The 25,189-nt window shown below is 63.4% G+C and carries 21 protein-coding genes and 1 riboswitch; of the genes, 10 read left to right on the forward strand and 11 right to left on the reverse strand.

What is annotated here, in order from left to right; translation table 11 throughout:
- The first annotated feature begins 295 nt into the window (after positions 1–295).
- The 3 genes from MU848_RS12070 (at position 296) to MU848_RS12080 (ending at position 4,842) form a co-directional block, all read left to right on the forward strand.
- Entirely contained in the window at positions 296–2,590 is a 2,295-nt protein-coding gene (locus MU848_RS12070) for a CDC48 family AAA ATPase (RefSeq protein WP_247232375.1), read from the forward strand.
- Positions 2,591–2,738: 148 nt separating this feature from the next.
- Positions 2,739–3,365: a class I SAM-dependent methyltransferase gene (locus MU848_RS12075; RefSeq protein ID WP_201515324.1), complete on the forward strand. Its 627-nt coding sequence runs from the start codon at positions 2,739–2,741 to the stop codon at positions 3,363–3,365.
- 211 nt (positions 3,366–3,576) lie between these two features.
- Entirely contained in the window at positions 3,577–4,842 is a 1,266-nt protein-coding gene (locus tag MU848_RS12080) for a glutamate-5-semialdehyde dehydrogenase (protein ID WP_247232378.1), read from the forward strand.
- A 96-nt stretch (positions 4,843–4,938) separates the two neighbouring features.
- Here MU848_RS12080 and kdsA read toward each other — a convergent pair whose 3' ends face one another.
- Positions 4,939–5,766: a 3-deoxy-8-phosphooctulonate synthase gene (gene kdsA / locus MU848_RS12085; RefSeq protein WP_247232380.1), complete on the reverse strand. Its 828-nt coding sequence runs from the start codon at positions 5,764–5,766 to the stop codon at positions 4,939–4,941.
- A gap of 5 nt (positions 5,767–5,771) precedes the next feature.
- On the reverse strand, positions 5,772–6,065 hold the full coding sequence (locus tag MU848_RS12090) for a hypothetical protein (RefSeq protein ID WP_097090671.1): 294 nt from the start codon (positions 6,063–6,065) through the stop codon (positions 5,772–5,774).
- A gap of 21 nt (positions 6,066–6,086) precedes the next feature.
- Here MU848_RS12090 and MU848_RS12095 point away from each other — a divergent pair, with 21 nt between their 5' ends.
- Both MU848_RS12095 and MU848_RS12100 read left to right on the forward strand, forming a co-directional pair.
- On the forward strand, positions 6,087–7,214 hold the full coding sequence (locus MU848_RS12095) for a hypothetical protein (RefSeq protein WP_247232382.1): 1,128 nt from the start codon (positions 6,087–6,089) through the stop codon (positions 7,212–7,214).
- Complete coding sequence (locus tag MU848_RS12100) at positions 7,211–8,581, forward strand: cytochrome P450 (protein WP_247232384.1); 1,371 nt, start codon at positions 7,211–7,213, stop codon at positions 8,579–8,581. Before MU848_RS12095 ends, MU848_RS12100 begins: the two co-directional genes overlap by 4 nt.
- A gap of 56 nt (positions 8,582–8,637) precedes the next feature.
- On the opposite strand, the gene MU848_RS12105 is transcribed toward MU848_RS12100, so the two are convergent.
- Positions 8,638–8,934 (reverse strand): hypothetical protein, encoded by a 297-nt coding sequence (locus MU848_RS12105; protein WP_201515320.1) that lies wholly within the window; start codon positions 8,932–8,934, stop codon positions 8,638–8,640.
- A 79-nt stretch (positions 8,935–9,013) separates the two neighbouring features.
- Positions 9,014–9,124, forward strand: a riboswitch (TPP riboswitch).
- 52 nt (positions 9,125–9,176) lie between these two features.
- Between MU848_RS12105 and MU848_RS12110 the strand changes: the two genes are divergently transcribed.
- The 5 genes from MU848_RS12110 (at position 9,177) to MU848_RS12130 (ending at position 14,104) form a co-directional block, all read left to right on the forward strand.
- Positions 9,177–9,584 carry a DUF2065 domain-containing protein gene (locus MU848_RS12110; RefSeq protein WP_247232400.1) on the forward strand — a complete coding sequence of 136 codons (408 nt, stop codon included), beginning with the start codon at positions 9,177–9,179 and terminating at the stop codon, positions 9,582–9,584.
- 11 nt (positions 9,585–9,595) lie between these two features.
- The gene (thiC, locus tag MU848_RS12115; RefSeq protein ID WP_247232402.1) at positions 9,596–11,443 is read left to right on the forward strand and encodes a phosphomethylpyrimidine synthase ThiC; all 1,848 of its coding nucleotides are present in this window, start codon (positions 9,596–9,598) and stop codon (positions 11,441–11,443) included.
- A gap of 144 nt (positions 11,444–11,587) precedes the next feature.
- A complete protein-coding gene (locus MU848_RS12120) occupies positions 11,588–11,890 on the forward strand; it encodes a hypothetical protein (protein WP_201515317.1) in 303 nt (100 codons plus the stop codon).
- Between the two features lie 86 nt (positions 11,891–11,976).
- The gene (locus MU848_RS12125; RefSeq protein WP_247232410.1) at positions 11,977–13,050 is read left to right on the forward strand and encodes a hypothetical protein; all 1,074 of its coding nucleotides are present in this window, start codon (positions 11,977–11,979) and stop codon (positions 13,048–13,050) included.
- A complete protein-coding gene (locus MU848_RS12130; protein WP_247232412.1) occupies positions 13,037–14,104 on the forward strand; it encodes a nucleotidyltransferase family protein in 1,068 nt (355 codons plus the stop codon). Before MU848_RS12125 ends, MU848_RS12130 begins: the two co-directional genes overlap by 14 nt.
- 491 nt (positions 14,105–14,595) lie before the next feature.
- Here MU848_RS12130 and MU848_RS12135 read toward each other — a convergent pair whose 3' ends face one another.
- From MU848_RS12135 to MU848_RS12170, 8 genes are all read right to left on the reverse strand, one after another.
- Positions 14,596–16,464: an ABC transporter ATP-binding protein gene (locus tag MU848_RS12135; RefSeq protein ID WP_247232414.1), complete on the reverse strand. Its 1,869-nt coding sequence runs from the start codon at positions 16,462–16,464 to the stop codon at positions 14,596–14,598.
- A gap of 4 nt (positions 16,465–16,468) precedes the next feature.
- Positions 16,469–18,235, reverse strand: a complete 1,767-nt coding sequence (locus MU848_RS12140) for an ABC transporter ATP-binding protein (protein WP_247232428.1) — start codon at positions 18,233–18,235, stop codon at positions 16,469–16,471.
- 26 nt (positions 18,236–18,261) lie between these two features.
- Positions 18,262–19,320, reverse strand: a complete 1,059-nt coding sequence (locus MU848_RS12145) for an ABC transporter substrate-binding protein (protein ID WP_201515312.1) — start codon at positions 19,318–19,320, stop codon at positions 18,262–18,264.
- 12 nt (positions 19,321–19,332) lie between these two features.
- A complete protein-coding gene (locus MU848_RS12150; protein WP_247232429.1) occupies positions 19,333–20,694 on the reverse strand; it encodes an LLM class flavin-dependent oxidoreductase in 1,362 nt (453 codons plus the stop codon).
- Positions 20,695–20,749: 55 nt separating this feature from the next.
- Positions 20,750–21,493 carry a class II aldolase/adducin family protein gene (locus tag MU848_RS12155; RefSeq protein WP_201515310.1) on the reverse strand — a complete coding sequence of 248 codons (744 nt, stop codon included), beginning with the start codon at positions 21,491–21,493 and terminating at the stop codon, positions 20,750–20,752.
- Between the two features lie 11 nt (positions 21,494–21,504).
- Positions 21,505–22,629, reverse strand: a complete 1,125-nt coding sequence (locus MU848_RS12160) for an ABC transporter substrate-binding protein (RefSeq protein WP_201515309.1) — start codon at positions 22,627–22,629, stop codon at positions 21,505–21,507.
- Between the two features lie 247 nt (positions 22,630–22,876).
- On the reverse strand, positions 22,877–23,983 hold the full coding sequence (locus MU848_RS12165; RefSeq protein ID WP_201515308.1) for a sigma-54 interaction domain-containing protein: 1,107 nt from the start codon (positions 23,981–23,983) through the stop codon (positions 22,877–22,879).
- A 98-nt stretch (positions 23,984–24,081) separates the two neighbouring features.
- Positions 24,082–25,134: an ABC transporter substrate-binding protein gene (locus MU848_RS12170; protein WP_247232431.1), complete on the reverse strand. Its 1,053-nt coding sequence runs from the start codon at positions 25,132–25,134 to the stop codon at positions 24,082–24,084.
- Between the last annotated feature and the right edge of the window lie 55 nt (positions 25,135–25,189).

A 25,189-nucleotide genomic window follows, 5' to 3' on the forward strand; every position in this document is an offset into this window, starting at 1 on the left:
ATCGTCGCGGTGCGGGCAGGCAGCAGCCCGGTTTCAGTCATCCTCTTTTCACCAGCATGAAAAAGCGTCAACCGGTAAGATGCAAAATTTGCAACTCTTCAATCCTTTTCGCAATTGCAAAATACCATGCTGCAACGCACATAGGAAAGGCCTTTCAGGCATCCTCTCCTAAAACTTTCCGGGCTGGCCTTCGGGTCGGCCCTTTTTTTATCCCGGGTTATCATGATCGCGGGGCTCTTTCCTCGCGCTTCGACGTTTCCTATCTCGTTACGCAGTGACAAGAATGGGGATGGCAATGGCCGAACAGGAAAGCCCGGAACGCAGGATTCAGGTAGCAAATGCACGGCCTGAGGACGCAGGTCGCGGGCTCGCGCGCATTCCGGTCGCCGTCATGGCGGAACTTCAGCTTGCTGAAGGGGACGTGATCGAGATCGCGGGAAAACGTTCAACGCCCGCGCGTGTCGTGCGGCCCTATAAGGAGGATGAAGGGCTCGACGTCCTTCGGCTCGACGGTTTGCAGCGCGCGAACGCAGGCGTGGGCTCCGGTGACTTCGTCCAGATCAGCAAGATCGAACCACGGCCCGCCCAGCGTGTCGTCTTCGCGCCTGCACAAAATAACCTGCGGCTTCAGGGCAATCCGGAGGCGCTGAAACGCGTCTTCTTCCAGCGCCCGCTTGCCGCTGGCGACATCGTCGCCACGGCTGGACAGCAACAGGTCCCGCCTAGCGACATGCCGCCGCAGCTGCGCCAGATGCTGGCCGCGCCCGCCTATGCCTTGCAGGAAATCCGGTTGGTCGTCGTATCCACCACGCCCAAAGGCTTCGTGCAGATCGACGCCGATACGGAGATCGACCTGCGCGCCGAATATGAAGAGCCTAAGGAATCCCGGCGGGCCGACGTCACCTATGACGATGTAGGCGGCATGGCCGAAGCGATCGACCAGCTCCGCGAAATGGTGGAGCTGCCGCTGCGCTACCCCGAATTGTTCGAGCGGCTGGGCGTCGATCCGCCCAAGGGCGTGCTGCTCCATGGCCCGCCCGGAACGGGCAAGACACGGCTCGCCCGCGCCGTCGCCAATGAATCGGAGGCGGAGTTCTTCCTGATCAACGGGCCGGAGATCATGGGATCGGCCTATGGCGAATCGGAAAAGCAGCTGCGTGAGATATTCGAGGCAGCGGCGAAGTCCTCGCCATCCATCCTGTTCATCGACGAAATCGATTCGATCGCGCCCAAACGCGGCAATGTGACCGGCGAGACGGAGAAGCGGCTGGTGGCCCAGCTGCTGACCCTGATGGACGGCCTCGAACCGCGCACCAATCTGGTCGTGATCGCCGCCACCAACCGGCCCGAAGCGATCGACGAAGCGTTGCGGCGTCCCGGCCGCTTCGATCGCGAGATCATCGTCGGCGTGCCCGACGAGCGCGGACGGCGCGAGATCATGGGCATCCACACGCGCGGCATGCCGCTGGGCGAGGGAGTCGATCTCGGCGAACTGGCGCGCATGACCTATGGCTTTGTCGGTGCTGACCTTGCCGCGCTGACGCGCGAGGCGGCGATCGAGGCGGTACGCCGCTTCATGCCGCGCCTCAACCTTGAGGAAGGCACCATCCCGCAGGATGTGCTGGAGGAACTGTCGGTCACCCGCGATGACTTCATGGCCGCCATCAAGCGCGTCCAGCCGTCCGCCATGCGCGAGGTGATGGTGCAGGCGCCCAATATCGGCTGGTCCGACATTGGCGGCCTGGACGAAGCGCAGATGCGCCTCAAGGAAGGGGTCGAGCTCCCGCTCAAGGACCCCGACGCCTTCCGCCGCATTGGCATCCGTCCCGCCAAGGGCTTCCTGCTCTACGGCCCCCCCGGCACCGGCAAGACGCTGCTGGCAAAGGCGGTGGCGCGGGAAGCGCAGGCGAACTTCATCGCGACCAAGTCCAGCGACCTCCTGTCCAAATGGTATGGCGAAAGCGAGCAGCAGATTGCCCGCCTGTTCGCCCGCGCGCGCCAGGTGGCGCCGACGGTCATCTTCATCGACGAGTTGGACAGCCTCGTCCCGGCGCGTGGCGGCGGGCTGGGCGAACCGGCAGTGACGGAGCGGGTGGTGAACACCATCCTTGCCGAAATGGACGGGCTGGAGGAGCTGCAGTCGGTGGTCGTTATCGGCGCGACCAACCGGCCGACGCTGATCGATCCCGCACTGCTGCGGCCGGGCCGCTTCGACGAGCTTATCTATGTGCCTGTGCCGGACAAGGCGGGGCGCAAGCGCATCCTTGCCATCCACACCGGTAAAATGCCGCTGGCCGACGATGTCGACCTCGATGATCTGGCGGAACGGACCGAGCGGTTCACCGGCGCTGACCTTGAAGACTTGGTGCGCCGCGCGGGCCTGATCGCGCTGCGTCAGTCGCTGTCGGTGGAGCGCGTCGAGCAGGCGCATTTCAACGAGGCGCTGGAAGAAACCCGCGCATCGGTGACGCCCGAAATGGAACAGGAATATGAAAAAATCCAATCCCAGCTGAAGCAAAGCGCCATGCGGGTCGATCCGATCGGCTTCGTCGCGCCGGGCATGCTCCGGTCGCGCGATCGTCCCTCTTAACAAGGGCTAGCGGATTGCGGATTGAACCCATCCGCGCTCCGCGCGTTCGCTTACCCATGGCCGGGCCACAAGCCCGCCAGCGCAAAGCGGCTTGCAAGGCGGGCCGTTATTTGCAAGGCCCAGACAGAAGGCAGACAGGCGAGTATTGATGGCCTCCATTCCCCTGAAGACAAAAGCAGTTCCGGCTTCATTCCTTGGCCAATGGAGCATGTTCTTCCGTCAGTTCGTGAAGCATCCCGGCATGATCGGATCGGTGATCCCATCCTCTCCCGCGCTGGTGAGCAGCATGCTCGATCAGGTGGATTGGCAGCGCACGCGGCTGTTCGTCGAATATGGGCCGGGCGTCGGCACCTTCACCCGGCCGATCCTGGAGCGCATGCACCCGGACGCCAAGCTGCTGGCGATCGACCTCAACCTCGATTTCGTCGCCTGGCTGGAAGCGCAGATCGATGATCCCCGGCTCCGGGTGGTGCACGGATCGGCGGCGGACGTGCGCCGCTTCATCAGCGAAGCTGGGCATCAGCAGGCCGATTACATCCTGTCGGGCATTCCCTTCTCCACCCTGCCGGATGGCGTGGGCGAACTGATCTGCGCGGAAACGCAGCGGGCGCTGCGGCCGGGCGGCGAATTTCTTGTGTATCAATATTCCGCCTTCGTCCGGCGGCTGCTTACCGGGCAGTTCAACGACATCGCCGAACGTATCGAATGGCGCAATATTCCGCCCTGCCGCACTTTCCGCGCGATGAAGGCGGTGAGTTTGGCGCAGGCGGCTTAGGGCGTCAGGAGTCACCCCACCACCGCGTTCGCCCTGAGCCTGTCGAAGGGCCTTACTTCTTTTAGGAAGAAGAGGCTTCGACAAGCTCGGCCCGAACGATTGGGTGACGCCGGTAAAAGATCAGCGCTCAACAGGCCATCCATTGCAAGTCTCAGCGCCTTTCGCCGCATCACGCTTTCATGCTAAGGGCGCGGGCGAAAGGCTCGACCAGATGAATGACCTCACTCAGACTCCCGAAATGCTCATCGCCGCGATGGGCGCACGCGCCCGTGCCGCCGCCACGGCGCTGGCCAGCGCGAGCGACGCGCAGAAGATAGATGCGCTGCGCCGTGCCGCCCAGGCGCTTCGGGATCAGGCGCCGCAAATCCTTGCTGCCAACGCGCGCGACGTGGAAAATGCCGCCGCCAATGGTCTTTCGCCAGCCATGCTCGACCGGCTGCGCCTGGACGAAGCCCGTGTGGAAGCGACTGCGGCTGGCGTCGATCAGGTTGCGATCCTCGACAATCCGCTTGGGCGCATCATCGACAAGCAGGTCCGGCCCAACGGCATGGAGCTGTCGCGCGTGCGCGTGCCCCTGGGCGTGATCGGCATCATCTATGAAAGCCGTCCCAATGTGACCGCCGACGCCGCTGCGCTGTGCCTGCGCGCGGGCAATGCCGTCATCCTGCGCGGGGGAAGCGAGGCGAAGGAAAGCAATCGCGCCATCCACGCCGCCATGGCGGAAGGGATAGCCGCCGCGGGTTTGCCCGCCGACGCGGTGCAGCTGGTGCCGACGACTGATCGCGCCGCCGTGGGCGCTTTGCTCAAGGCGTCGGACTTCATCGACCTTATCGTCCCGCGCGGCGGCAAGAGCCTGGTCGCGCGCGTGCAGGAAGAGGCGCGCGTGCCCGTGCTGGCGCATCTTGACGGCATCAATCACAGCTATGTCGATGGCGCCGCCGATCCTGACATGGCCGTCAAGCTGATCGTCAATGCCAAGATGCGCCGGACGGGCATTTGCGGCGCGACCGAAACGGTGCTGATCGACCAGGCCTTCGCAGCTGCGCCCGCCATCGTGAAAGCGCTGCTCGACGCCAAGTGCGAAGTGCGCGGCGACGCTGCGGTGCAGGCGCTGGACGAGCGTGTCGTTGCGGCATCGGACGAGGACTGGGATACCGAATATCTCGATGCCATCGTCTCGGTGCGGCTGGTCGATGGGCTTGACGAAGCGCTCTCCCATATCGCCGCGCATGCGAGCCATCACACCGACGCGATCATCACCGAAGACGCACAGAAAGCCGAGCGCTTCCTCAACGCGGTCGACAGCGCGATCGTCATGTGGAACGCCTCGACCCAGTTCGCCGATGGCGGCGAGTTCGGCCTTGGCGCGGAGATCGGCATTTCAACCGGCCGCCTTCACGCCCGCGGTCCGGTGGCGCTGGAAGGCCTCACCACTTACAAATGGCTGGTACGCGGAACGGGCCAGACGCGGCCGTAGGCGAGTAAATTTGGTTCACGCGGAGTCGCAGAGGGCGCAGAATGGATGAAACAGGGCTACGCCCATTCCTCCGCGTCTCCGCGCCTCCGCGTGACCCTATCCCTTCACCACCTCATCAATAGCTCTGAGCTTCTCTAGCAGCGGCCCCATCCACTTCAGCGGCAGCATGACCGGCCCATCCGATGGCGCCCGATCCGGATCATCATGCGCCTCAGCAAAGATTGCAGCGACGCCAGCCGCAACCGCACTGCGCGCCAGCACAGGCGCAAATTCCCGCTGCCCGCCTGACGCGGATCCCAATCCGCCCGGCTGTTGCACCGAATGGGTGGCATCGAACACCACCGGATAGCCGGTCTCACCCATTACCGGCAGCGACCGCATGTCGCTGACGAGCGTGTTATAGCCGAAGCTCGCCCCGCGCTCGGTAAGCAGTATCCGCTCATTGCCGGTAGAGGCGACCTTCTGCGCCACCGCAGCCATGTCCCAGGGCGCGAGAAACTGGCCCTTCTTCACATTGACGACTGCGCCCGTCTTTCCCGCCGCCAACAGCAGGTCCGTCTGACGGCACAGGAAGGCCGGGATTTGCAGAATATCCACCGCCTGCGCCGCTGCCTCTACCTGGCCTGCCTCATGCACATCGGTCAGCACCGGACAGCCGAGCTGGGCCTTCACCTCGGCCAGGATCGCCAGACCCGCATCGATCCCCACGCCACGCTGCCCCGACACGGACGTCCTGTTTGCCTTGTCGAACGAGGATTTGAAGATGAACGGCACGCCCGCCTTACGCGCGACATCCGCCAGCTTCTCCGCCATCATTATCGCATGATCGCGGCTCTCGATCTGGCAGGGGCCGGAAATCAGGATGAGGGGCAGGTTATTGCCGATCGTGATCGGCCCCAGGGAAACATGCTTGGGATTGGTCATGCCGCTCACTTCGGCGCTTTCACGAAGCGGCGCAAGAGCTGTCCCCGCCACGGACCTTTACCGGGATGATAGTTCCAGCAGAACCAGCCAAACGCCAGGCAGGCGAGCAGGGAAGGCAGTGCCATCGGGTCGCCATTGCCGCGCATGTGCCGGTAAAAGGCGAAATCCGCCCGCCACCGGTCCCGCTCGCTGCCCCCACCATTGATGCCGTAGGCATTGTCATGTTTCCGGCAGCCGATGTTTCGGTTGTATTTGCGGTGATCTATGAAATAGCAGTAATCGCGTTCGGGTGTCGTCATGGCCCGATGTGGAACAGGGCCGTGCAGAAGTTCAAGCGTAAAGTATTCTACCTTGGCGGTTTCGATCCGCGCGGGGTGCGTTTTTATCACCAACTCTATCGTGAGCAGGCGGAGCGCTATGCCGGGCTGTCAGGTGAGCAGGTGGAGGTAAGCGCGCGCCGTTCAGGGCCCGCTTCCTCCGCGATCTGGACCGTCACCAACCACAGCGCGGAGGTCGAGACCGACTATGAATTCCTCCGCTGGGAGGATCTGGTCGGCAAGGTGTGGATCCGCAATCCGCTGCTCCTCGCCTGGCGGTCGATCGCGACCTATTTTGCCCATGCGCGGCACATGCAGTTCCTGCGCATGCGAAAGCTGCGGTCCGGCCCGGTCATCACTATCCTTTACCCGCCGCTGCTGGCGATTCTGGTCCCGCTCGCGCTCGCGCTGATCCCAGCCTTGCTCCTGTCTTTCCTGATGCCGTTCTGGGCTGCCGCTCTAATCGGGATCGGCATCAGCATACTGCTTTCCGGCCGATTGCTTAACAAACTAATCGTGCCGTGGCTGCTTCGCTTCATGTATTATAATCATAGCGTGGCAGCGCGAGGCCCCGGCGAGGAGATGAACGCCCGGCTCGACCAGTTCGCCGCGCGCATCGTGCAGGAAATGGACGGCCCTTGGGACGAAGTCATCTTCGCTTCACACAGCAATGGCACCATCTACGCGATGAGCGTCCTTCGCCGCATCCTTGAACTGCGCGAAGGCAAGCCCCTGCCTGATCACTTCACGGCCCTCACCTTGGGACAGGTCGTGCCCGTCGTCGCCCTGCGCAAGGATGCCCACTGGTATCATGCCGACCTCAAGGCACTGGACGAAGGGCAATTCCGCCTCGTCGATCTTTCCGCGCCTCCCGATGGCGCCGCCTATTATGACGTCCATCCCATCCGCCTGGTATCGGACCGTTGCGCCGCCCGCGTCGATCTGCTCTCGCCACGTTTCCACCTCTTTTATGACCCGGAAAATTACCACAGCGGCTGGTCGAACAAATATGAGGCGCATTTCGATTATCTGCGCGTCGGCGACCGCCTGTCCCCCATCGACTATGTCAGCCTGACCGCTGGCCGCCGCACGATTGACCAAGCCATCACAGCCTTCAGGGCCATAGCGTGACCGAACCTTTCACTCCGCCCTATCCGCAACCGCCGCGTACCCGCCGGGGCCTTTTCAAGCGATTCCTGCGCGGCTGGCACAGCTGGATCCATGTGCTGTTCGAAAAAAGCTACACCATGAAGCTTGGCGAAATCCGCATGCCCGGCCAGATCATGTATATCGCCAATGAACTGCCGCTGGTGGACAAGGTTCTGCGCGGCGGCACTGCCTTTCCCAAGCATCGCGAACTCGTCCGTAACCTTTCGCCCCTGATCGGCAACAGCGTCTTTTCCGCCAATGGCGAGGATTGGGAAAGCCAGCGCGCCATGGTGAACCCGGCCTTTGCGCATACCGCGCTGCATCGGTCGATGCCGCTGATGGTTGCGGCTGCCGACGATCTGCTCGCCCGCATCGATGCCGCCGACCGTACAAAGCCCGTCGATATCGACCCGATGATGACCCATGTCGCGGCCGACATCATCTTCCGCACGCTCTTTTCCGAAGCTTTGGACGAGCATCGATCCAACATCATCCACAACGCCTTCGGCCGTTTCCAGCGCTACGCCCACAGCGCCTCGATGCTGCGCCTTTACGGCTTCCCCGCCCGCTGGTTCGAGCAGCGATCGCTCAAACCCGCAAAGGCGATCCACGACGTGTTCCGCCCGATCGTGGAGGCGCGCTATCAGGGCTTCCACGATCGGGCGGAATCGCCGAACAAGGACATCCTCCAGTCGCTGATCGAGGCGAAGCACCCCGAAACGGGCGAGCCCTTCACCCTGCAACAGTTGATGGATCAGGTCTCCACCGTCTTCCTCGCCGGGCATGAGACATCGGCCAGCACCATGACCTGGGCGCTCTACATGCTCGCCGAATGTGCCCATATCCAGAATGCGGCACGTGCCGAGGTCGTGGCACTTGCCGGAAACGCCCCGCTTACCGCCGCGATGCTCAAGGACATGGGGCATGTCCGCAACATCTTCCGCGAAACGCTGCGCCTCTATCCGCCCGTCGCCTTCTTCCCGCGCGAGGTGCCTTGCCCCATGCCGATGCGCGACAAGCAGTTGGAGGAGGGCGCGATGCTCGTCGTCGCACCGTGGCTCACCCAGCGGAACAAGGATAATTGGGGCTGCCCACATAGCTTCGATCCCGACCGCTTCGACGATCCCGCCAATGCCGAAATGGTTCGCCAAGCCTGGTTCCCCTTCGGCCGCGGCCCCCGCGTCTGTGTCGGCGCAGGCTTCGCCCAGCAGGAGGTGATGACCGTCATCGCCAGCGTCCTGCGCCGCTATCGGCTGTCGGTTCCGGAAGGATTCAAGCCGGAGCCGATCAGCCGCCTGACGATCAGGCCCAGGACAGGCATGAAGCTGATGTTCGAGGCGATGCCCTAAACGGGCGAGGCACGACGTTCCCCCTCCCGCAGGCGGGAGGGGAGAAGACAGCCGACCTACCCCCTGATCCGCCCGACCATAACCTGCCCCGCCGCCCGCTCGCGCACATAGCGTCGCTTCAGCACCACGCTCGCCACCAGCAGCGGCACCCCGACAATCACGCAAACCGCCCCCAGCATCGGCGGCCACAGCCCGAACAGGCTATGCACATCCAGCGCGGAGGGCGTCAGCACCAGCAGGAACCCGGCGGTGAGCAGCCATAGCCCCCAACGCCTGGGCCGCACCGCGACCATGCGCATTTCATGCCGGTGCGCTTTGCGGCCTTCCTTGGTGGACAGATCATGATGCTTCATCTCCTGCCATAAAAGCGGCAAAGCCCGTCCCATGTCCAGCGCAATGGGCTGGCGTGATCGAACCATTTCGGCTATCGACTCTCCATCCCCGGGGGACCGCTCACAGGCGGTTGAGAGGCGGCTGATGTGGCTGCGACCCGTTGAACCTGATCCGGATGAGACCGGCGTAGGGAGGGACGGCTTGTCACCGGCATGCCCGCACCCTCCTTCCGCCCAGCGAAGAAGAGGAGGACGGAGCTGCCATGGACACCATCTCCATCCTCACCCTGCGCCTATCCGAAGCCATCGGCCTGTACATGATCGTCTTGGGCATCGGCGGCCTCATGGCGCCGTCGCGCTGGCGAGCGGTGATGGACGATCTGGAGCGCTCGCCGGGTCTCGTCATGGCGCTCGGCTTCCCCGTCTTCGTGGTCGGCGCGGCCCTCGTCCTCATCCACAGCATCTGGACCGATCCACTCGCCGTCATCGTCAGCCTGATCGGCTATGCCGCGCTGGTCGAAGGCGCGCTGCTGCTCGCAGTCCCAGCTCCGCTGCTCCGCATCGGCCGCTGGTCGCTCAATTTCACCCGAGCCTGGGCTGCTGTCAGCATCGTCCTTGGCCTCTTCCTCTTCCTCGCTGGCCTCACTGGCCGCGCCACCGTTATCGCCTGAAAGGAACCACCATGGCAGACATTCCAGCCCGCACTGAAATGCGCGTAACCACGGGCCCTATCCGGGGCAGCCGCAAGATTCATGTCGGCCCGCTCAAGGTCGCCATGCGCGAAATCGATCTGGAGCCCGGCAGCGGCGAGCCCCCGGTCCGCGTCTATGACACGTCCGGCCCCTATACCGATCCCGACGCGCGCATCGACATCATGGCTGGCCTGCCAGCGCTGCGCCGCGACTGGATCGTCGGCCGTGGCGATGTCGAGGAATATGACGCCCGCGCGATCCAGCCGGAAGATAACGGCCTCAAGGGCCCCGACCGGTCAGGCGGCGTCCAGCCTTTCCCCCATGTCGTGAAGCGCCCCTTGCGCGCCAAGCCGGGCATGAACGTCTCCCAGATGCACTATGCCCGGCGCGGCATCATCACGCCGGAGATGGAATATGTCGCGACACGCGAGAATCTCGGCCGCGCCCGCCTCGCTGAATATGTGCGCGACGGGCAGGATTGGGGTGCATCGATCCCCGACTATGTGACGCCGGAATTCGTCCGTGACGAGGTCGCGCGCGGCCGCGCCATCATCCCCAACAACATCAACCACCCGGAATCGGAGCCGATGGCGATCGGCCGCAATTTCCTGGTCAAGATCAACGCCAATATCGGCAACAGCGCCGTCGCTTCCGATGTGGCGAGCGAGGTCGACAAGCTGGTCTGGTCGATCCGCTGGGGCGCGGATACGGTCATGGATCTGTCGACTGGCCGCAACATTCACGACACCCGCGAATGGATCATGCGCAACTCGCCGGTCCCGATCGGCACCGTGCCGATCTACCAGGCGCTGGAGAAGGTCGGCGGTATTGCCGAAGAGCTGACCTGGGACATCTTCCGCGACACGCTGATCGAGCAGGCCGAACAGGGCGTAGATTATTTCACCATCCATGCCGGTGTGCGGCTGCCCTATATCCCGATGACGGCCAAGCGCGTCACCGGCATCGTGTCGCGCGGCGGGTCGATCATGGCGAAATGGTGCCTTGCGCATCACAAGGAAAGCTTCCTCTACGAACATTTCGACGAGATCACCGAGATCATGAAGGCCTATGACATCGCCTATTCGCTGGGCGACGGTCTGCGTCCCGGATCGATCGCCGACGCCAATGACGAGGCGCAGTTCGCCGAACTCTACACGCTGGGCGAACTTACCAAGCGCGCCTGGGAACAGGATGTGCAGGTGATGATCGAGGGGCCAGGCCATGTGCCGATGCACAAGATCAAGCAGAATATGGACAAGCAGCTGGAGGCCTGTGGCGAAGCGCCCTTCTACACGCTTGGGCCGCTCACCACCGATATCGCGCCGGGCTATGACCATATCACCAGCGGCATCGGCGCGGCGATGATCGGCTGGTATGGCACGGCGATGCTTTGCTACGTCACGCCCAAGGAGCATCTGGGCCTGCCCGACCGCGATGACGTCAAGGTTGGGGTCGTCACCTACAAGCTCGCCGCACATGCCGCCGACCTCGCGAAGGGCCACCCGGCGGCCAAGGTCCGCGATGATGCGCTCAGCCGCGCCCGTTTCGAGTTCCGCTGGCGCGACCAGTTCAACCTGTCGCTCGATCCCGACACGGCGGAGAAATATCACGACCAGACTCTGCCTGCCGAGGGCGCGAAGACGGCGCATTTCTGCTCCATGTGCGGTCCCAAATTCTGCTCGATGAAGATCACGCAGGAGGTGAGGGACTTCGCCGCCAAACAGAATCAGCCGAGCGACCAGTTCCTCGCTGCCGAAGACGCCGAAAAGGGCATGGCCGAGATGAGCGAGACATTCAAAAACAAGGGGAGCGAGATTTACCTGCCCGCTTCGGAATAGCTCCAGCTGAGCTAAGTCGATGATTAGTGCCAGCTATGGAGGGAGGCGGAAAGGTTATACCTTCTGATATACCCCTCCATAGCAGTGCGGTGGACTCGGCCGGGATGATAGCGTGCCTCAATCCTGAACAAGAGGAGGCTACCCTTGGCAGAGGAACCGACCATTCTCGCTGCGGCCGATGACCGCCGCAATTTCCTGAAGACCTGCGGGCGCTTTGCCGCGACCGTTCCTCCGGCGATGACGATCATGTTGTCGACCTCCCTGTCATCTCCGGCGATCGCGGCATCGGGCGGCGGTGGTGGCGGCGGGCCGAAGGGCAATAACGGCGTCGGCAATGGCTATGATCCCCAGCCTCCGGGCAACCCGCCGATCAACGACGGCCCCGGCACTGGTCCTGGCAATCCCGGGAACAAGGGTGGCAGCGGCGGCAAGGGTAAAAAACCCTGAGCTCGCTAGTCCGGCGATCAAATGGCGAATGGGCGGAGCGCCCTCAAAGGGCGGAATTGATGCTGCGCCTTACTCCCGGGACTTCCATGACTTTCATCGGCGATCAGCCGCTGATCGTTTCGCAGTCCCGGCACGCCATCTATGAACTGAACCAGATCGCGGGCTATATCGGCTGCCGCCTGGAAGACGGCATATCCGTTTCGCAACTCGCTCAGGAAGTGGCTGACCGGGGTGTCAGTCACTCATCGGTCATGCTGCACAAGGTGCTGGCGGACTGGTCCCAATCGGGGCTGGTCCACGCCACCGTCCGACCGCCCACAAGCCCGCCCATCCTCACCCAACGGATGTCGCTGGGTGCCCGAACTTTCGCGCTGCGCTATCATGACGAGGCGTTGGCGCGGCAGATATCCCCGCTGTTCGCACATGTGGAAACTGATCCGCCTCCTGAAGAGGCCCTGACGAGCTACGACCTCTGGCAGAATAACGGCCTCTGCCTGTTCAGCCGCGACGGCGGGCCTGCCGCGCTGCTGCAACTCAATCAGGCCGCCACGCTGGTCAAGGCGCAGGTGGTGCAGGACATCATCGACGATCCCCGCTGGACGCTCGCACTGCATGCGGGATGCGTCAGCCGCGATGGAAAGGCGCTGCTCTTGAGCGGGCCTCCGGGGGCGGGCAAGACCACGCTGATCTCCTGGCTGATCGGCGACGGCTTTGCCTATCATGGCGACGACATCAGCATGCTCGGACCCGATGGGCGGGTGCGGGGCCTGCCCTTCCTGCCGACGGTCAAGTCCGGCGCATGGCCGATGATGGCCGCGCGTTATCCGGGACGGCTTCAGCCGCTGATCCACTGGCGGCCTGACGGACGGCGCGTCCGCTATCTCGATCTGCCCGAGAAGGCAGCCCAGGAGCCGCTACCGGTCGGCTGGATCGTCAAGTTGCGGCGGACCAAAGGCGCTCCAGCCCGGCTCATCCAGCAACACCCGGCCGCACTCGTCAAACATCTTCTCTCCGAAGCCGCCTCGTCCAGCGGCGAAGCTGACCGGAGCGCGATCGATATAATGATCCGTACCGTGGGCGCGGCCCGTACCTGCATGCTGGAATATGATGATCTGAACGAGGCCGCGGCCCTTCTCGGCGAATTTTGTGGCCCGGCTTGATCCTCTTCATGGCCTTCTCGCCTGCCTGCGCGGCCAACTGCCTGCGCATGCCGACTGGCCCCGCATCATCGGTCTGGCGAACAAGACCTTGTGCACGCCCGCCGTCTCGGCGCGCCTTCGGGAGGCGGGGCTCTTTCCCGAACTCCCTGCGGACGTAACCTTGTTCTTCAGCGAGATGGAGAGGCGCAATGGCGATCGCAACGATCGTCTCATGGCACAGCTGGACGAAGCGGCCGTCGTCATGAACGCCGCTGGCGTGTCACCCCTCCTGTTGAAAGGGACCGCCTGGCTCGCCCATGCGCCGCCTGAACGGCGTGCGGCACGCATGCTGGCCGACATTGATCTCATGGTTCCCGCAGGCCGCTTTCATGCCATGATCGATCAGCTTCGCGGCATCGGCTATCATCTGGAAACCACCGATCTCGAACCGGGCGTCCCAGCCGTTCTTTTCCGCCCGCAAGATGCGGCGACCATAGATCTCCATTCGGAATATGGCAGTATCAACACCCTCTTCTATCGCTTCGACGATCTCGCAAAGGATGCTGCCCTGCTGGACCTGAAAGGCGGCATCATATCGTTGCCTTCGCCCGTTGCCTGCACCGCCATCCTCCTGCTGCATGACCAGCTGAAGGGCAGGGACTATCTGCGCGGCCGGATCGACCTGCGTCACCTGCTCGACATCCAGTCTTTCGCCAGCCAGTTCACCCGCGCGGACTGGGATGAGCTCAACCGGCTCTTCCGCTCGGGCTATGCCCGCAACGCGATGCGCACCCAGTTGCTGACCGCCAAGAAATTGCTGGACATGGATGTTCCACGCACCGCGACGCACGGCGCGCGCGCGCGGCTCCAATATCTCAGGCGCTTGATTCAGCTGCGCTGGCCCAGCCTCGCGCCTTCTCTCACCTTCCTCTCCCTGCTGGACCCCAGCTATCTGATCGCCCGCCATGTCGCGCGGCGCGCCGGGAAGGACGGGCTATCCAAGGGCGCAACCGGACTGCCTCGGCGCGAAAGCCTACAGCGGCTGTTCATTCGCAATGAGCTTGGCAAAATCTAGCAACGCCTAACGCGCGAACGCCCGCCGCGCTTGGCGGTATCACATGTACAGCTGTTTGAGAGAAAGATGGTGCGCGACGCAGTCCAGAGCGGTCCGGTCTCAGTGTCGTGAATTCCCTAAAGAACCGGAATTTAGGGAATTATGGCCGAAGAGGGGGCTGCCCCGGCCCTCCGCTCCCGCAGAAGACCCTGAATTAAAGGGCTTATGAACACAAAATCCCTGTCGGAGGTTTAGGGAAATCGTGCGCAATCTTAGGGAGCTGGCGGCCGAAATATAGGCATTGTGTCGTCCCGCATTTCATTGAACTTGCCGAGAGACAATCAGGAAAAGCGCGCTGGGCCGACGGCGGCCGACCCGTGCCATATTCACTCCGACAGATCGCATGTTCCTGGCCGTCTCGAACCGTGACCCGGACATATGTCTCTCGATACAACTGGCTCAACAAAGAGGATCTCGACTTCGGAAGCTCGCCGCTTCTGAAGTGCCATGGATCACGCTGTAGCGCCTGCCGTAGCCGTGAGCCTGCCCCGGTCGGTGGTCGCAGCCTGATCCGCGCTCGCTGCCCTTTCATAGCTGTCATGCAGCGCGGCATAATGTCCGCCTTTCGCAATCAGTGCTGGATGCGAACCCGTCTCGATCACCTGACCGTTTTCGATGACAGCAATCCTGTGCGCCGACCGGATTGTTTCCAGCCGATGCGCGATGACCAGGGCGGTCCGTCCTTCGCACAGCACTCTTAGGGCTTGCTGAATCCTGCGTTCGGTACTCACGTCGATGGCGGATGTGGCTTCGTCCAGTACCAGAACGGAAGGATCGGCCAGATAGGCGCGCACGAGGCAAACGAGCTGGCGCTGCCCTTGACTCAGCTGGTTTCCGAGCGCCCCCACTTGCGTTGCATAGGCGTGCGGAAGTGCGCTCAGCACTTCATGGGCGCCGATGCGTTTCGATGCTGCGATCAGATCTTCATCGGCCGCATCCGGCTTGGCGAGACGGAGATTGTCCAGCACTGTGCCGCCGAACAGCACATTGTCCTGCAGCACGACACCAATGTGGCTGCGCAGGCTTCGTTCAGCGAACCTCCTGATGTCCTGTCCGTCCAAAAAGACTGCACCAGCATCCACATCATAGAAGCGGGTTAGCAGCTGCACGAGCGTGCTCTTGCCATGCCCCGTCGGTCCCACGATCGCCAGCGACTCGCCGGGTTGGATCGTGAGGTTCAGGCCACGGATGACGGGCCGGTCCGCATGATAACCGAAGGTGACATCCCGGAATTCGATATGACCTTCGACTCTCGGGGGATTGAGAGCTGCGGGGGCATCGGCAATTTCCGGTTCGGTATCCAGCAGCAGGAAGATGCGCTGGGCGCAGGCAGTCCCATTGGCGAAGCGCTCGAAAAGGTCGCTGAACTCCTGTAGCGGGGCAAGGAAAAGGAACACGTAGAACAGGCTTTGCGTCAGCTCCCCCAGCGTGAGGGTGCCCAAAGCCAGCCCGCGACCGCCGATAACCAGTGTCATCGCCAGGCCGACCGTCGTCAACAAGCCGGTGAACGGCGCGAACCAGCCGGACCGGATCGAGCCGTAGATCAGCGAGGAGTTGAAGTCTTCGAGCAGGCCCTGATATTTCGCGAGATTTTCCCGGTCGCGCCCCGATTGCTTGATCAGGCGAACGGCCGCTACCGTCTCGACGAGATGAGCGGTGAAGCGGCTGCGATTTTCCGCCACCCTGGCCCAGCTGCGCTGCGCCACGCGTTTGAACAGGATCGTGGCAAGAATTAATATGGGCACCACTGCGGCAAGGCCGGCCAGAAGCACCGGGGCGATGAGCCAGAGAAGGAGGCCCGAAAGGCAGAGGCGCAGCACGGCCGAGAGAAATTCGGGCGGCCCCTGGATCAGCAGCGGCTCCAGCGTATCGACGTCCCGATCGGCGCGAGCGATGATGCGGCCTGCCTTGGTGCGATCGAAATAATCGACGCCGAGGCGCTGTACATGGGAAAATACGCGTGTGCGCAGATCATTCAGGACGCGGATCGCGGCGACGCCGGCCCAATATTGAGACAGTCCGCCGAGGACGAAGCGCAAGCCCCATGTTGCCGCGAGACCGGCGCATGCCCAAGCGATCAAAGGCGCGGCGACGCCTGCCTGTCGTAGCCCCCGGTCAATGACCAGCCCGATCAGCAGCGGCCGCGCGAAAATGGCGAGGACCTGGATCAGTTCGATCCCGATCACAGCCGCGATAGGCTTCCAGACGGGCGCGATCAGCGGAAGGAGACGGGACGTTACGCTTTGGTCGAGCGATCGCTGCGAGAATTTTTCTTCAAGTTCGATATCGGACAGGGCGCTGTCGCCGCGGAATGCATTCATGGCCTTAGAGCCCCATCAAGGCGCGATAGGATGCGCTGTTATTCGCCAGATGTTCAGGCGAGCCCTGCGCAATGATCCGGCCTTCGCCTAGCACAGCCACCCGATCCGCAATCAGGGCGGTCGACAGGCGGCTCGCCACGATCAACATCGTGAGCGGCCGAGTTCGGCCGCTGCGCAGAGCGCGGATATTGTCGATCGCGCGCCGTTCGGTGCGGGCGTCGAGCGCGCTGGTCGCGTCATCCAGCACAAGGATGTCGACGTCAGCCAGCAAGGCTCGGGCGAGGCAGACGCGCTGGCGCTGGCCGCCCGAAAGGGTCGCGCCGCGATCGCCGACGCGAGTGTCCAGCCCTTCGCTTAGTCGTTCGAGCAATTCTCCAGCGGCAGCATTGTCCAGCGCCTCGCGCAGCTGCGCCTCCGTTGCATGAGGCGCGCACAGTCGTAGATTGGCGGCCAATGTATCGGAAAAGAGGAAGCTTTCCTGAGGCAACACATGGACGCGGCGGCGCAGTTCGCGCAGGTCGGTTTCCCGTACATCCTGCCAGCCCGCTTGATCCGACCCAACCTCGACCGCACCCTTGTCCACTTCGACCAAGCGGGGGAGGAGCGCTGTAAGAATGCTCTTGCCCGATCCGGTCGCACCGACCAGCGCGACGATCTCGCCAGGCTGCACCGAGAGGCTCAGATCGCGCAGCACCGTAGCGCCATCGCCCAACGGGGAGGCGGAAAGGTTGCGCAGGCGGATTCCGAGCGGACCAGTGGGCAGGGGCTGCGCGCCTGAGCGGATCACCGGGTGGGCATCCAGCACCTCCCAGATGCGGGCAGCCGACGCACGCGCGTCGGCGATCACCTGTAGGAGCCGACCGATCCCCTCGATCCGCAGCACAAGCGTGTTGACCACAAGCATTGCCGCTACCACGGCGCCCAGACCAAGCGTTCCGTGCGCGACCATCCACGCGCCAAAGCCAAGCACCCAGGCGTGGGACAGGGCTATAATCGTTTGCGGCAGCGGCACCCGGCGCGAAGCATGGCGGATCGCGGCGCGCGCTTCGGCGCGGAAGAGATCGACATGATGGCGGAAGCGGTCGGCGCGCGCTTCGCCCAGCGAGAAGGCCTTGATCACCCGGACGCCGTTGACGCCTTCGGAAAGATCCTGCGTCACCGCGTCATAGGCATCGCCGATGCGCCGGTCGAGCGCGACCAGCGTGTCGGCTTCCGACCAGAGCAGGGCGATGCCGATCGACAACAGGATCGCGGGAACCAGCGCCAGCCAAGGCGAATAGAGGAACAGCAGGCCGAGTGAGATGACGACGATCAGGCCGGTTTCGAAAATCTGCCGCCAGAAGTTGATGAGCGCGTCGCGCACCTTGTCGGCATCGCGCGTCATTCGGGTCACCATCTCGCCGACGCCATGGCGCCAGTGATAGGCAAGGTCGAGCCGCTGGATCTGCGTCAGGATGCGTCCCCGCAGGATGGTCAGCAGCCGCTGGCCGATAGAGAGGGAAAGGAGGCCGGCGCCATATTGCACCGTTGCGCGGGCAAGCGACAGCCCCAGCAGCAGCATGACCCAGAGCCAGGCGCGGCTATAATCAAGCCCGCCTGACCCGGCGATCACCAGCTTGCCATGCTGCGCCTCCTGCACGGCATGGCCGACCAGCACCTGCTGGCCGACCAGCGCGATGTTGACCGCCGCCAGCAGGACGGCGGTCAACAGGAAGCGCCCCGGCATCTCGCCATAAACGGCGAGGCAGCGCAGCAAAGGGCTGCGGCGCAATAACCCCCTATCCCCCATGGTCGCGGTCAGCTGGCCAAAGCGAGCGACTGCGCCGCTTCGAGCGGGCGGGCGTCGACCCAGTCGCGCACGTCAAAGCTCTGCGGAATGAAGTTCCAGCGGTGCAGGAAGTTGGTAAAGTCCTGGATCGCGGTGACCGACTGTTCGGCAAGGTCGGTTTTCAGCTTCGTCTGCGCATCTTGGCCATAGGCGATGCTCACCCAATATTCGCTGCTGTTGGTTTCCCGCGCGAGATAACGCCGCACTTCCGAAGGGTGGGACTGAGCCCAATGTTCGGCGCGCAGGACCTGCTCAACTATGGTGACCGCGGCGTCGAAATGATTGTCGATCAGATGGCCGTCCACAGCCAGCGTGCGCGGCGTGCCGTTGTTCGAGCGAACCAGCGGATCGGGGTGTATTCCGGTGTCTATCACCGTCGTCAGGCCGAACTGATGCGCGATCTGCGCACCGCTCGCGCCTTTGAGGAAGATCGCGTCGACCTCGCCGCGCAGCAGGGCGATGAGTTCCAGATTGTTCGCGCGCGCCCGGCTGGTGCTGCGGCCATTCCAGGCGAGCGTGCCGCCAACGGTCTGCGCCTGGCCGTCGCTATAATGGGTGTCGATATCCTGATCCACCAGTTCGACGTCCGATACTTCCAGACCTTCGAGCCGCAGCGCATTTTCCAGGCCGCGAATGGCTTGAGCCCGGGAAAAGTCGATCTCCACATTCTTCCAGTTGGGCAGGCCGAAGCGGCGGCCCTTGAGGTCGTCCACCGTCTTGATGCCGGACTCCGGGCTGGCCAGGATCAACTGGGTCTCATCGGCCCAGGACAGGCCGATTACGCGGGTGTCGCGGCCTCGCGCTCGCGCGCTGATCGCCGGGATGTTGCCGCCATGGCGGACGCTGTTCTGGACGGTGTGGGAGAAGTGGGACTCTCGTTTCGAGAAATCGCTGGATTCGAGCAACGAAGACAGGCTGGTGCCCTGCGCCCGAAAGGCGTCTTCCAGCCAACCCTGCTGGATGGCGATGCCAAGGCCGGTCGGCACCGGACAGCGTGTGTACCAAAGGGTGTCGAGTTTCTGGCTCATGCGTCTCTTCCTTTATTGTGCGGCTTCGAGGATGGGGGCTTCGGCTTGACCCGTCCGGGCGTTGGGATTGGCGGGACGCGGCAGGTTCAGATGCTCGCGCAGCGTCGCGCCTTCATATTCGGTGCGGAACAGGCCGCGCCGTTGCAGCTCCGGCACCACCAGATCGACGAAGTCCTCCAGCGAACTTGGCAGCAGCGGTGGGATGAGGTTGAAGCCGTCGGCCGCGTCGCGTTCGAACCAATCCTGCATCTGATCGGCGATGTCGGCCGGTGTGCCCAATACCACGCGATGCCCGCGCACGGCGTTGAAGCGCAGGAAGAGCTGGCGGATGGTAAGATTCTCGCGACGCGCGAGTGCGGTGAGTTGTCGCCAGCGACCCTTGCCATTTTCCGGCTCCGGCAGATCGGGCAACGGCCCGTCGAGCGGATAGGCGCTGACATCCTGGCCCATGAGATTGAGGTCGCCGGAAAAATCGACCTTCTCCTCCAGCGCGCCGAACTTGTCCTGCGCTTCCTGCAAGCTGGAGCCGATGGTGAAGGAGAGGCCAGGCATGACCTTGAGCGTATCGGGGTCGCGGCCATAGGCGGCCACACGCGCCTTCACATCCTTGTAGAAGGCCTGTGCATCCTCGATGAATTGCGCGGCGGCGTAGATCATCTCGGCATGCCGGGCGGCGAAATCGCGGCCGACTTCCGAATTGCCCGCCTGCGCGAATACGGGATAGCCCTGGATCGGGCGGGGCATGTCGAGCACGGTGTCGATGCCATAATAAGGCCCGCGATAATGGACCGGGTGGACGGCATCGGCATTGAGATAGATGCCGCTATCCTTATCCGCGCCCTCAAAGGCGTCATCTTCCCAACTGTTCCAGAGAGCCTTGGCCAATTCCACAAAGTCGTGGGCACGGGCATAGCGTTCCGCATGGCTGGCGGGCTGGTCGATACCAAAGCTTTTCGCTGCCCCGTCCGCGAGCGACGACACGATGTTCCAGCCGATGCGCCCGCCACTGATGTGATCGAGCGAGGCGAAACGCCGGGCCAGCGCATAGGGCTGCTCGAAATTGGTGTTCACCGTCGCGACCAGGCCGATATGACTGGTGATGCTGGCCAAGGCGGCGGTCGCAGTCAGTGGTTCGAAATCGAGGAAGGCGTGGCGGCGAGCGATGCCTTTGGTGCTGTCGCCGCTCTGTCCCACGAAGTCGGCGAAGAATGCGGCGTCCAGTTTGCCGCGCTCGGCGGTGCGGACCAGATCGGCCCAATAGCGGAAATCAGGCTGGCCGGTTTCGGCTGTGCCCGGCTGGCGCCATGCGCCGGGATGATGGCCGTGGCGGGTAAGGAATACGGCGAGCGCAAGCTGGCGCTTCTTCTGGGACATGGGAGATGCTCCGGGGCAGGAGGTGGCCGGCGCGAAGAAGCGCCGGCCGTCGTGATCATTCGGCGGCTTGTGCCGTCTCGGGCAGATGGATCGTGCCGTCGTCGTCGACGCGCGCGTCCGGCGGCACCAGCTTGCCCATCTTCCACTGCTGCTCCAGCACGCCGGGGCCGAAAGGCTTGGAGCCGCCCAGCGCCGCCGCCAGGATCTGGAACTGTGCGCCTTCCTCCAGCAGCACGATATTGTTGGTGAGGTCGCGCAGCCCCTTCCAGCTCCAGATCGTCGCGCCGCCATTGGCTTCCACGATGCCGGGCACTTCCCGGTCCTGCTCGATCGAATCGAGGATAAAGTCCGGCTCGGGCTGGCGGCGGTTGACATAGACCGGCAGCTGCGCGGTGAAGCGGAACCGCCGGTTGGGCACATAGAGCAGCGGCAGCTCCGAATGGGCCTGCGAATAGGCGCCCAGATGCGGCGTGTGAACGTGGCTGATCGCCTGGAAATCAGGATATTTCTTGAAGATCTTGAGGTAACGGGCCGCGCCGCCCGGGGCGTTGCCCCAATAGAGCGTCCCGTCGAAGCCGATCACGCTGGTGACGGCCTGATCCGGATCGTCTTCCCACAGCCCGGCATAGTTCAGCGTGATGATCTTCTCTTCATCAGGCACGCGGACGGCAAAGAACAGCGTGCCGCTGGCAGAAATGGTGCGGGTTTCGCGCAGGACGCGGAAGGCGCGGCACGCGTCCCTCTCCGTTTGCAGCACGAAGTCGATCGTAGCTTTCGAAAGTCCGTTGACGTCAGACATGATGTTTCCTTTCAGGCGGGAATGGCGACCGGTGCTGGACGCTGTTCGTTGAGGGCGCGGGCGGCTTCGAGCGGGCGAGGATCGATCCAGTCGGACAGCGCGAAATCCGCGTCGAGGAAGCCGTGGGTGAACAGGAATCTCTTCTGCTGCTCGAGCAGGACTAGCCGCTCCTCGTCGAGGGTCGGATGAAGCCCTTCGTGCAACTTGGCATAGGCTTGGTCGACCGCCGCAGCGCTGCCATCCGTTTCATAGGCCAGGATATCCCGCAGGCGATCGGGCTGCTCGGCCACCCAGTCCGCCGCGCGTAGCGTGACAGCAAGGAAGCGTACCAGCAGGTCGAAATGATCGTCGATCAGGCTCTGATGCACGGTGATCGGGCGGGGCGTGCCATTGTTCACGCGGAAGCGCGGGTCGGGCAGCGCGTCGAGGTCGATGGCGACCACCAGCCCGTTCTCGCGCGCTTGGTCCAGCGCGGCCGCGCCCTTGACGTAGATAGCATCGACTGTGCCCTCCACCAGCGCCTCGATCGGCCAGAGCCGCCCGACGCCGCTGCGCCGGCCTTCCCCACGCGGCAGCAAGTCGCGCCCGCTGCCGCCTATGTTGGGCAGCCGGTCGGGCGTTTCGATCAGGTCCACGTCATCGAACGTGAGCCCGGCCGAAGCCAGAACTCCCTTGTAGCCGGCGAGGGACATGCCACGTGCGATGCTGGTGCCGCGCACATGGCTAGGAATATCGTTGTGGCTCCAGCCGGGCAGGGCTAGCCGCTTGCCCTTGAGGTCGGCGGCGCTACGGATGCTGGAGTCCGGGCGAGCGAGGATCAGCTGGCTTTCCTCGATCCAGGTCAGGCCGATGAGCTTGGTCGGTTCGCCTTGCGCGCGCGCGGCGATCGCCAGCATGTTGCCGCCCTCACGGATCAGCGTCGGCAGGCGATGGTCATAATGGTGGCGGCCTAGCTCCGATCGGGACTCCTGCAAGGTCTTGAGCGCGATGCCGTCCGCCTCGAAACTCTCGGTCAGCCAGCCCAGCTTGTAAGCGATGCCCGTAGCGGTTGGTACGGGGCAGCGGGTGAACCAGATTTCGTCGGGCTGGCTGGCCTTTATGGCGGTACTGTTGGGCTGGGTTGGCACGGCTCGCATGTCTCCGATTGATTGTTCAGAGGAGTTCGCAAGAGCTGTGCCAACCCAGAAAACGGCGGAAATCTGGACAACCGGGTCGTCAGTGAGTGGCGCGGCTGCGGCTTATTGAGCAGCGGCGCTGTTGCATTTTCAGCGGGGGCCAATGCGAAAGCGAGAGAGCGAGAGAGCGAGAAAGCGAGAAAGCGAGAAAGCGGCAGCGTGAGTGGTATCGTCCCGGCCCTGACCGGAATGACGAGAAGGTCCGCCTTCAGATCAGATCGAGATTCTTCAGATGGGTACGGACCACATTGCGCGTGATGCCCAGCACCTCGGCCGTCTTGATCTGGTTCTCACCGCACTGACGGAATGCTTCGGTCACCGTGAAGGCCACCAGCCTGTCGAGCAACTGGTCATGCTCGCCCTTCAGCAGCCGTCCAATGAACGGACGCACCGCTTCCTCCAGCGAACTACCATCACCGCTCGACTCCGCAGTTCCCGCCACTTCCCCGAGCCCGAGATCGGCAGGCTGGATGCGACCTTCCTCGCAGATCAGCGTGCCACGGTGAATGGCGTTTTCCAGTTCACGGATATTGCCTGGCCAACTATGCTGAAACAGGGCTTCCTCCGCTGCGGCGCTCAACTCCAGGCGGTTGGCGCCAGCGCGCGTGCCGTATATCTCAAGGAAGTGGCGGGCGAGCGGCAGGATGTCGGCACGCCGTTCGCGCAAGGGCAGCAGCGGTATCGACACGACCTGAAGCCGATAGAACAGATCGGACCGAAAGCGCCCTTCATTGACCGCCTGTTGCAGTTCGACATTGGTGGCCGCGATGACGCGAACGTTCAGGGGCACCGCCTTACGCGAACCGAGCCGAACCACTTCCCGCTCCTGTAGCACCCGCAGCAGCTTCACTTGCAGCGGCAGCGAGAGGTCACCCAGTTCGTCCAGGAACAGCGTCCCGCCGTTGGCCGCTTCGAACCAGCCGGGGCGTGCAACATTGGCGCCCGTGAAGGCGCCCTTTTCATAGCCGAACAGCTCGCCTTCGATCAGCGATTCGGAAAAAGCTCCGCAATTGACCGCGACGAAAGGCGTATGCGCCCGGTTGCTGAGGCTGTGGACATACCGCGCGACCAGTTCCTTGCCCGTCCCCGTTTCACCCATGATCAGTACGTTGGCGTCGCTCGGCGCAATCCGTTCGATCAGCGGCAGCAGCGCGCGCGAACGCGGGTCGTTGAAGATCAGCGCGCGGGCACGAGGCCCCACGGCATGATGCTTGTCGCAATCATAGGCGAGCAAGGGCCGACCGTCGCCATTAGTGGCGGAAACCAAGCCGACCTCGGCGCGATCATCGACCCGACTGTGCGAACTGTTCCTCATGCTTCCTCCATCTGCGGCGTGGCATGGATAGCAGCTAATTGTCTTCCAATTTAGTAGAAAATAAAGTCAGCCGACTAGCTGAGCTATCAGCGGGATGTTCAGAGCGAGCAAGCTCGTTTCGCGCGGCGCTCCAGCACGGTCGTGAGCGGCTCTGAACAGATCCATTCTTCAACATCGACCGGTTGTTCCAGAAAGCCATGCAGCCACAGGAATCGCGCCTGTATCTTCAACATTTCTACCCTCTCATCGGACAGGTCCGGATGGAGTGCGCGATGGAAATTGTTGCGGTAAGCGGCTTCCACGCCATCGATGCCGGACAATGTTTCCTGCGCGATGATCGCATTGAGTTCAACGGGATGTGCGGCTGCCCAATCGGCCGCGCGCAGGCTCTGTTCCAGGAACCGCTCGACCAGCTGGGGATGGTGATCGATCATGTGCTGGTGGACGACGATGGGTCGTGGTGTGCCGTTGTTCACGCGCGCGAGGCGGCTGGGATAGGCGTCAAGGTCAATGCCGATCTCCAGCCCCAGCCGCTGGGCCGCCTCGGCGCCGGCGGCACCCTTCACATAAACCGCGTCGACACGTCCTGATGCGAGCCATTCAAGACCAAGCCACAGGCGCCTCATACCCTCCACGCTCGCCTGTTCTACGGGAGGAGCGGGAAATTCGGTCATCTGGATGTCATCTAGGGTCAGCCCCCCCAGCGCCAGCGCGCTCTTGATCCCGTGCAACGCCATGCCGCGCGCGATGCTCTCGCCACGCGTGCGGCCATAGCCCGGCAGGGCGAAGCGCAGCCCTTTGAGATCGGCCGGATCAAGCACGCCGACGTCGGGTCGAACCATGATGGCCTGCCTCTCATCGATCCATGTGAGGCCGATGATGCGCGTCGGGGTTCCCAGCGCGCGCGCTGCCAGCGCCTGGATATTGCCGCCCTCGCGGAACAGGTGGCGAGCCTGGTTTTCGGGATCGCTGGCGACCAGGTTCAAGCCCAATTCCAGCACGCGCTTGACGGTAATGCGGTCCCGGCCAAAGGCCTCTGTCATCCAGCCCTTGGCACAGGCCACGCCGGACGCAGCGGGTACGGGGCAGCGGGTCACCCATATGCTGTCCAGACCGGCTGGTCCGTCCTTATGCGCGACGCTGTTCGACATCCTCGTTTCTCCACGCGGGGATTGCCCCGATTCGACCATAGGGCAAATGGCATCG

The organism is Sphingobium agri (genome assembly GCF_023051225.1).
GTDB classification, from domain to species: Bacteria; Pseudomonadota; Alphaproteobacteria; order Sphingomonadales; family Sphingomonadaceae; genus Sphingobium; species Sphingobium agri.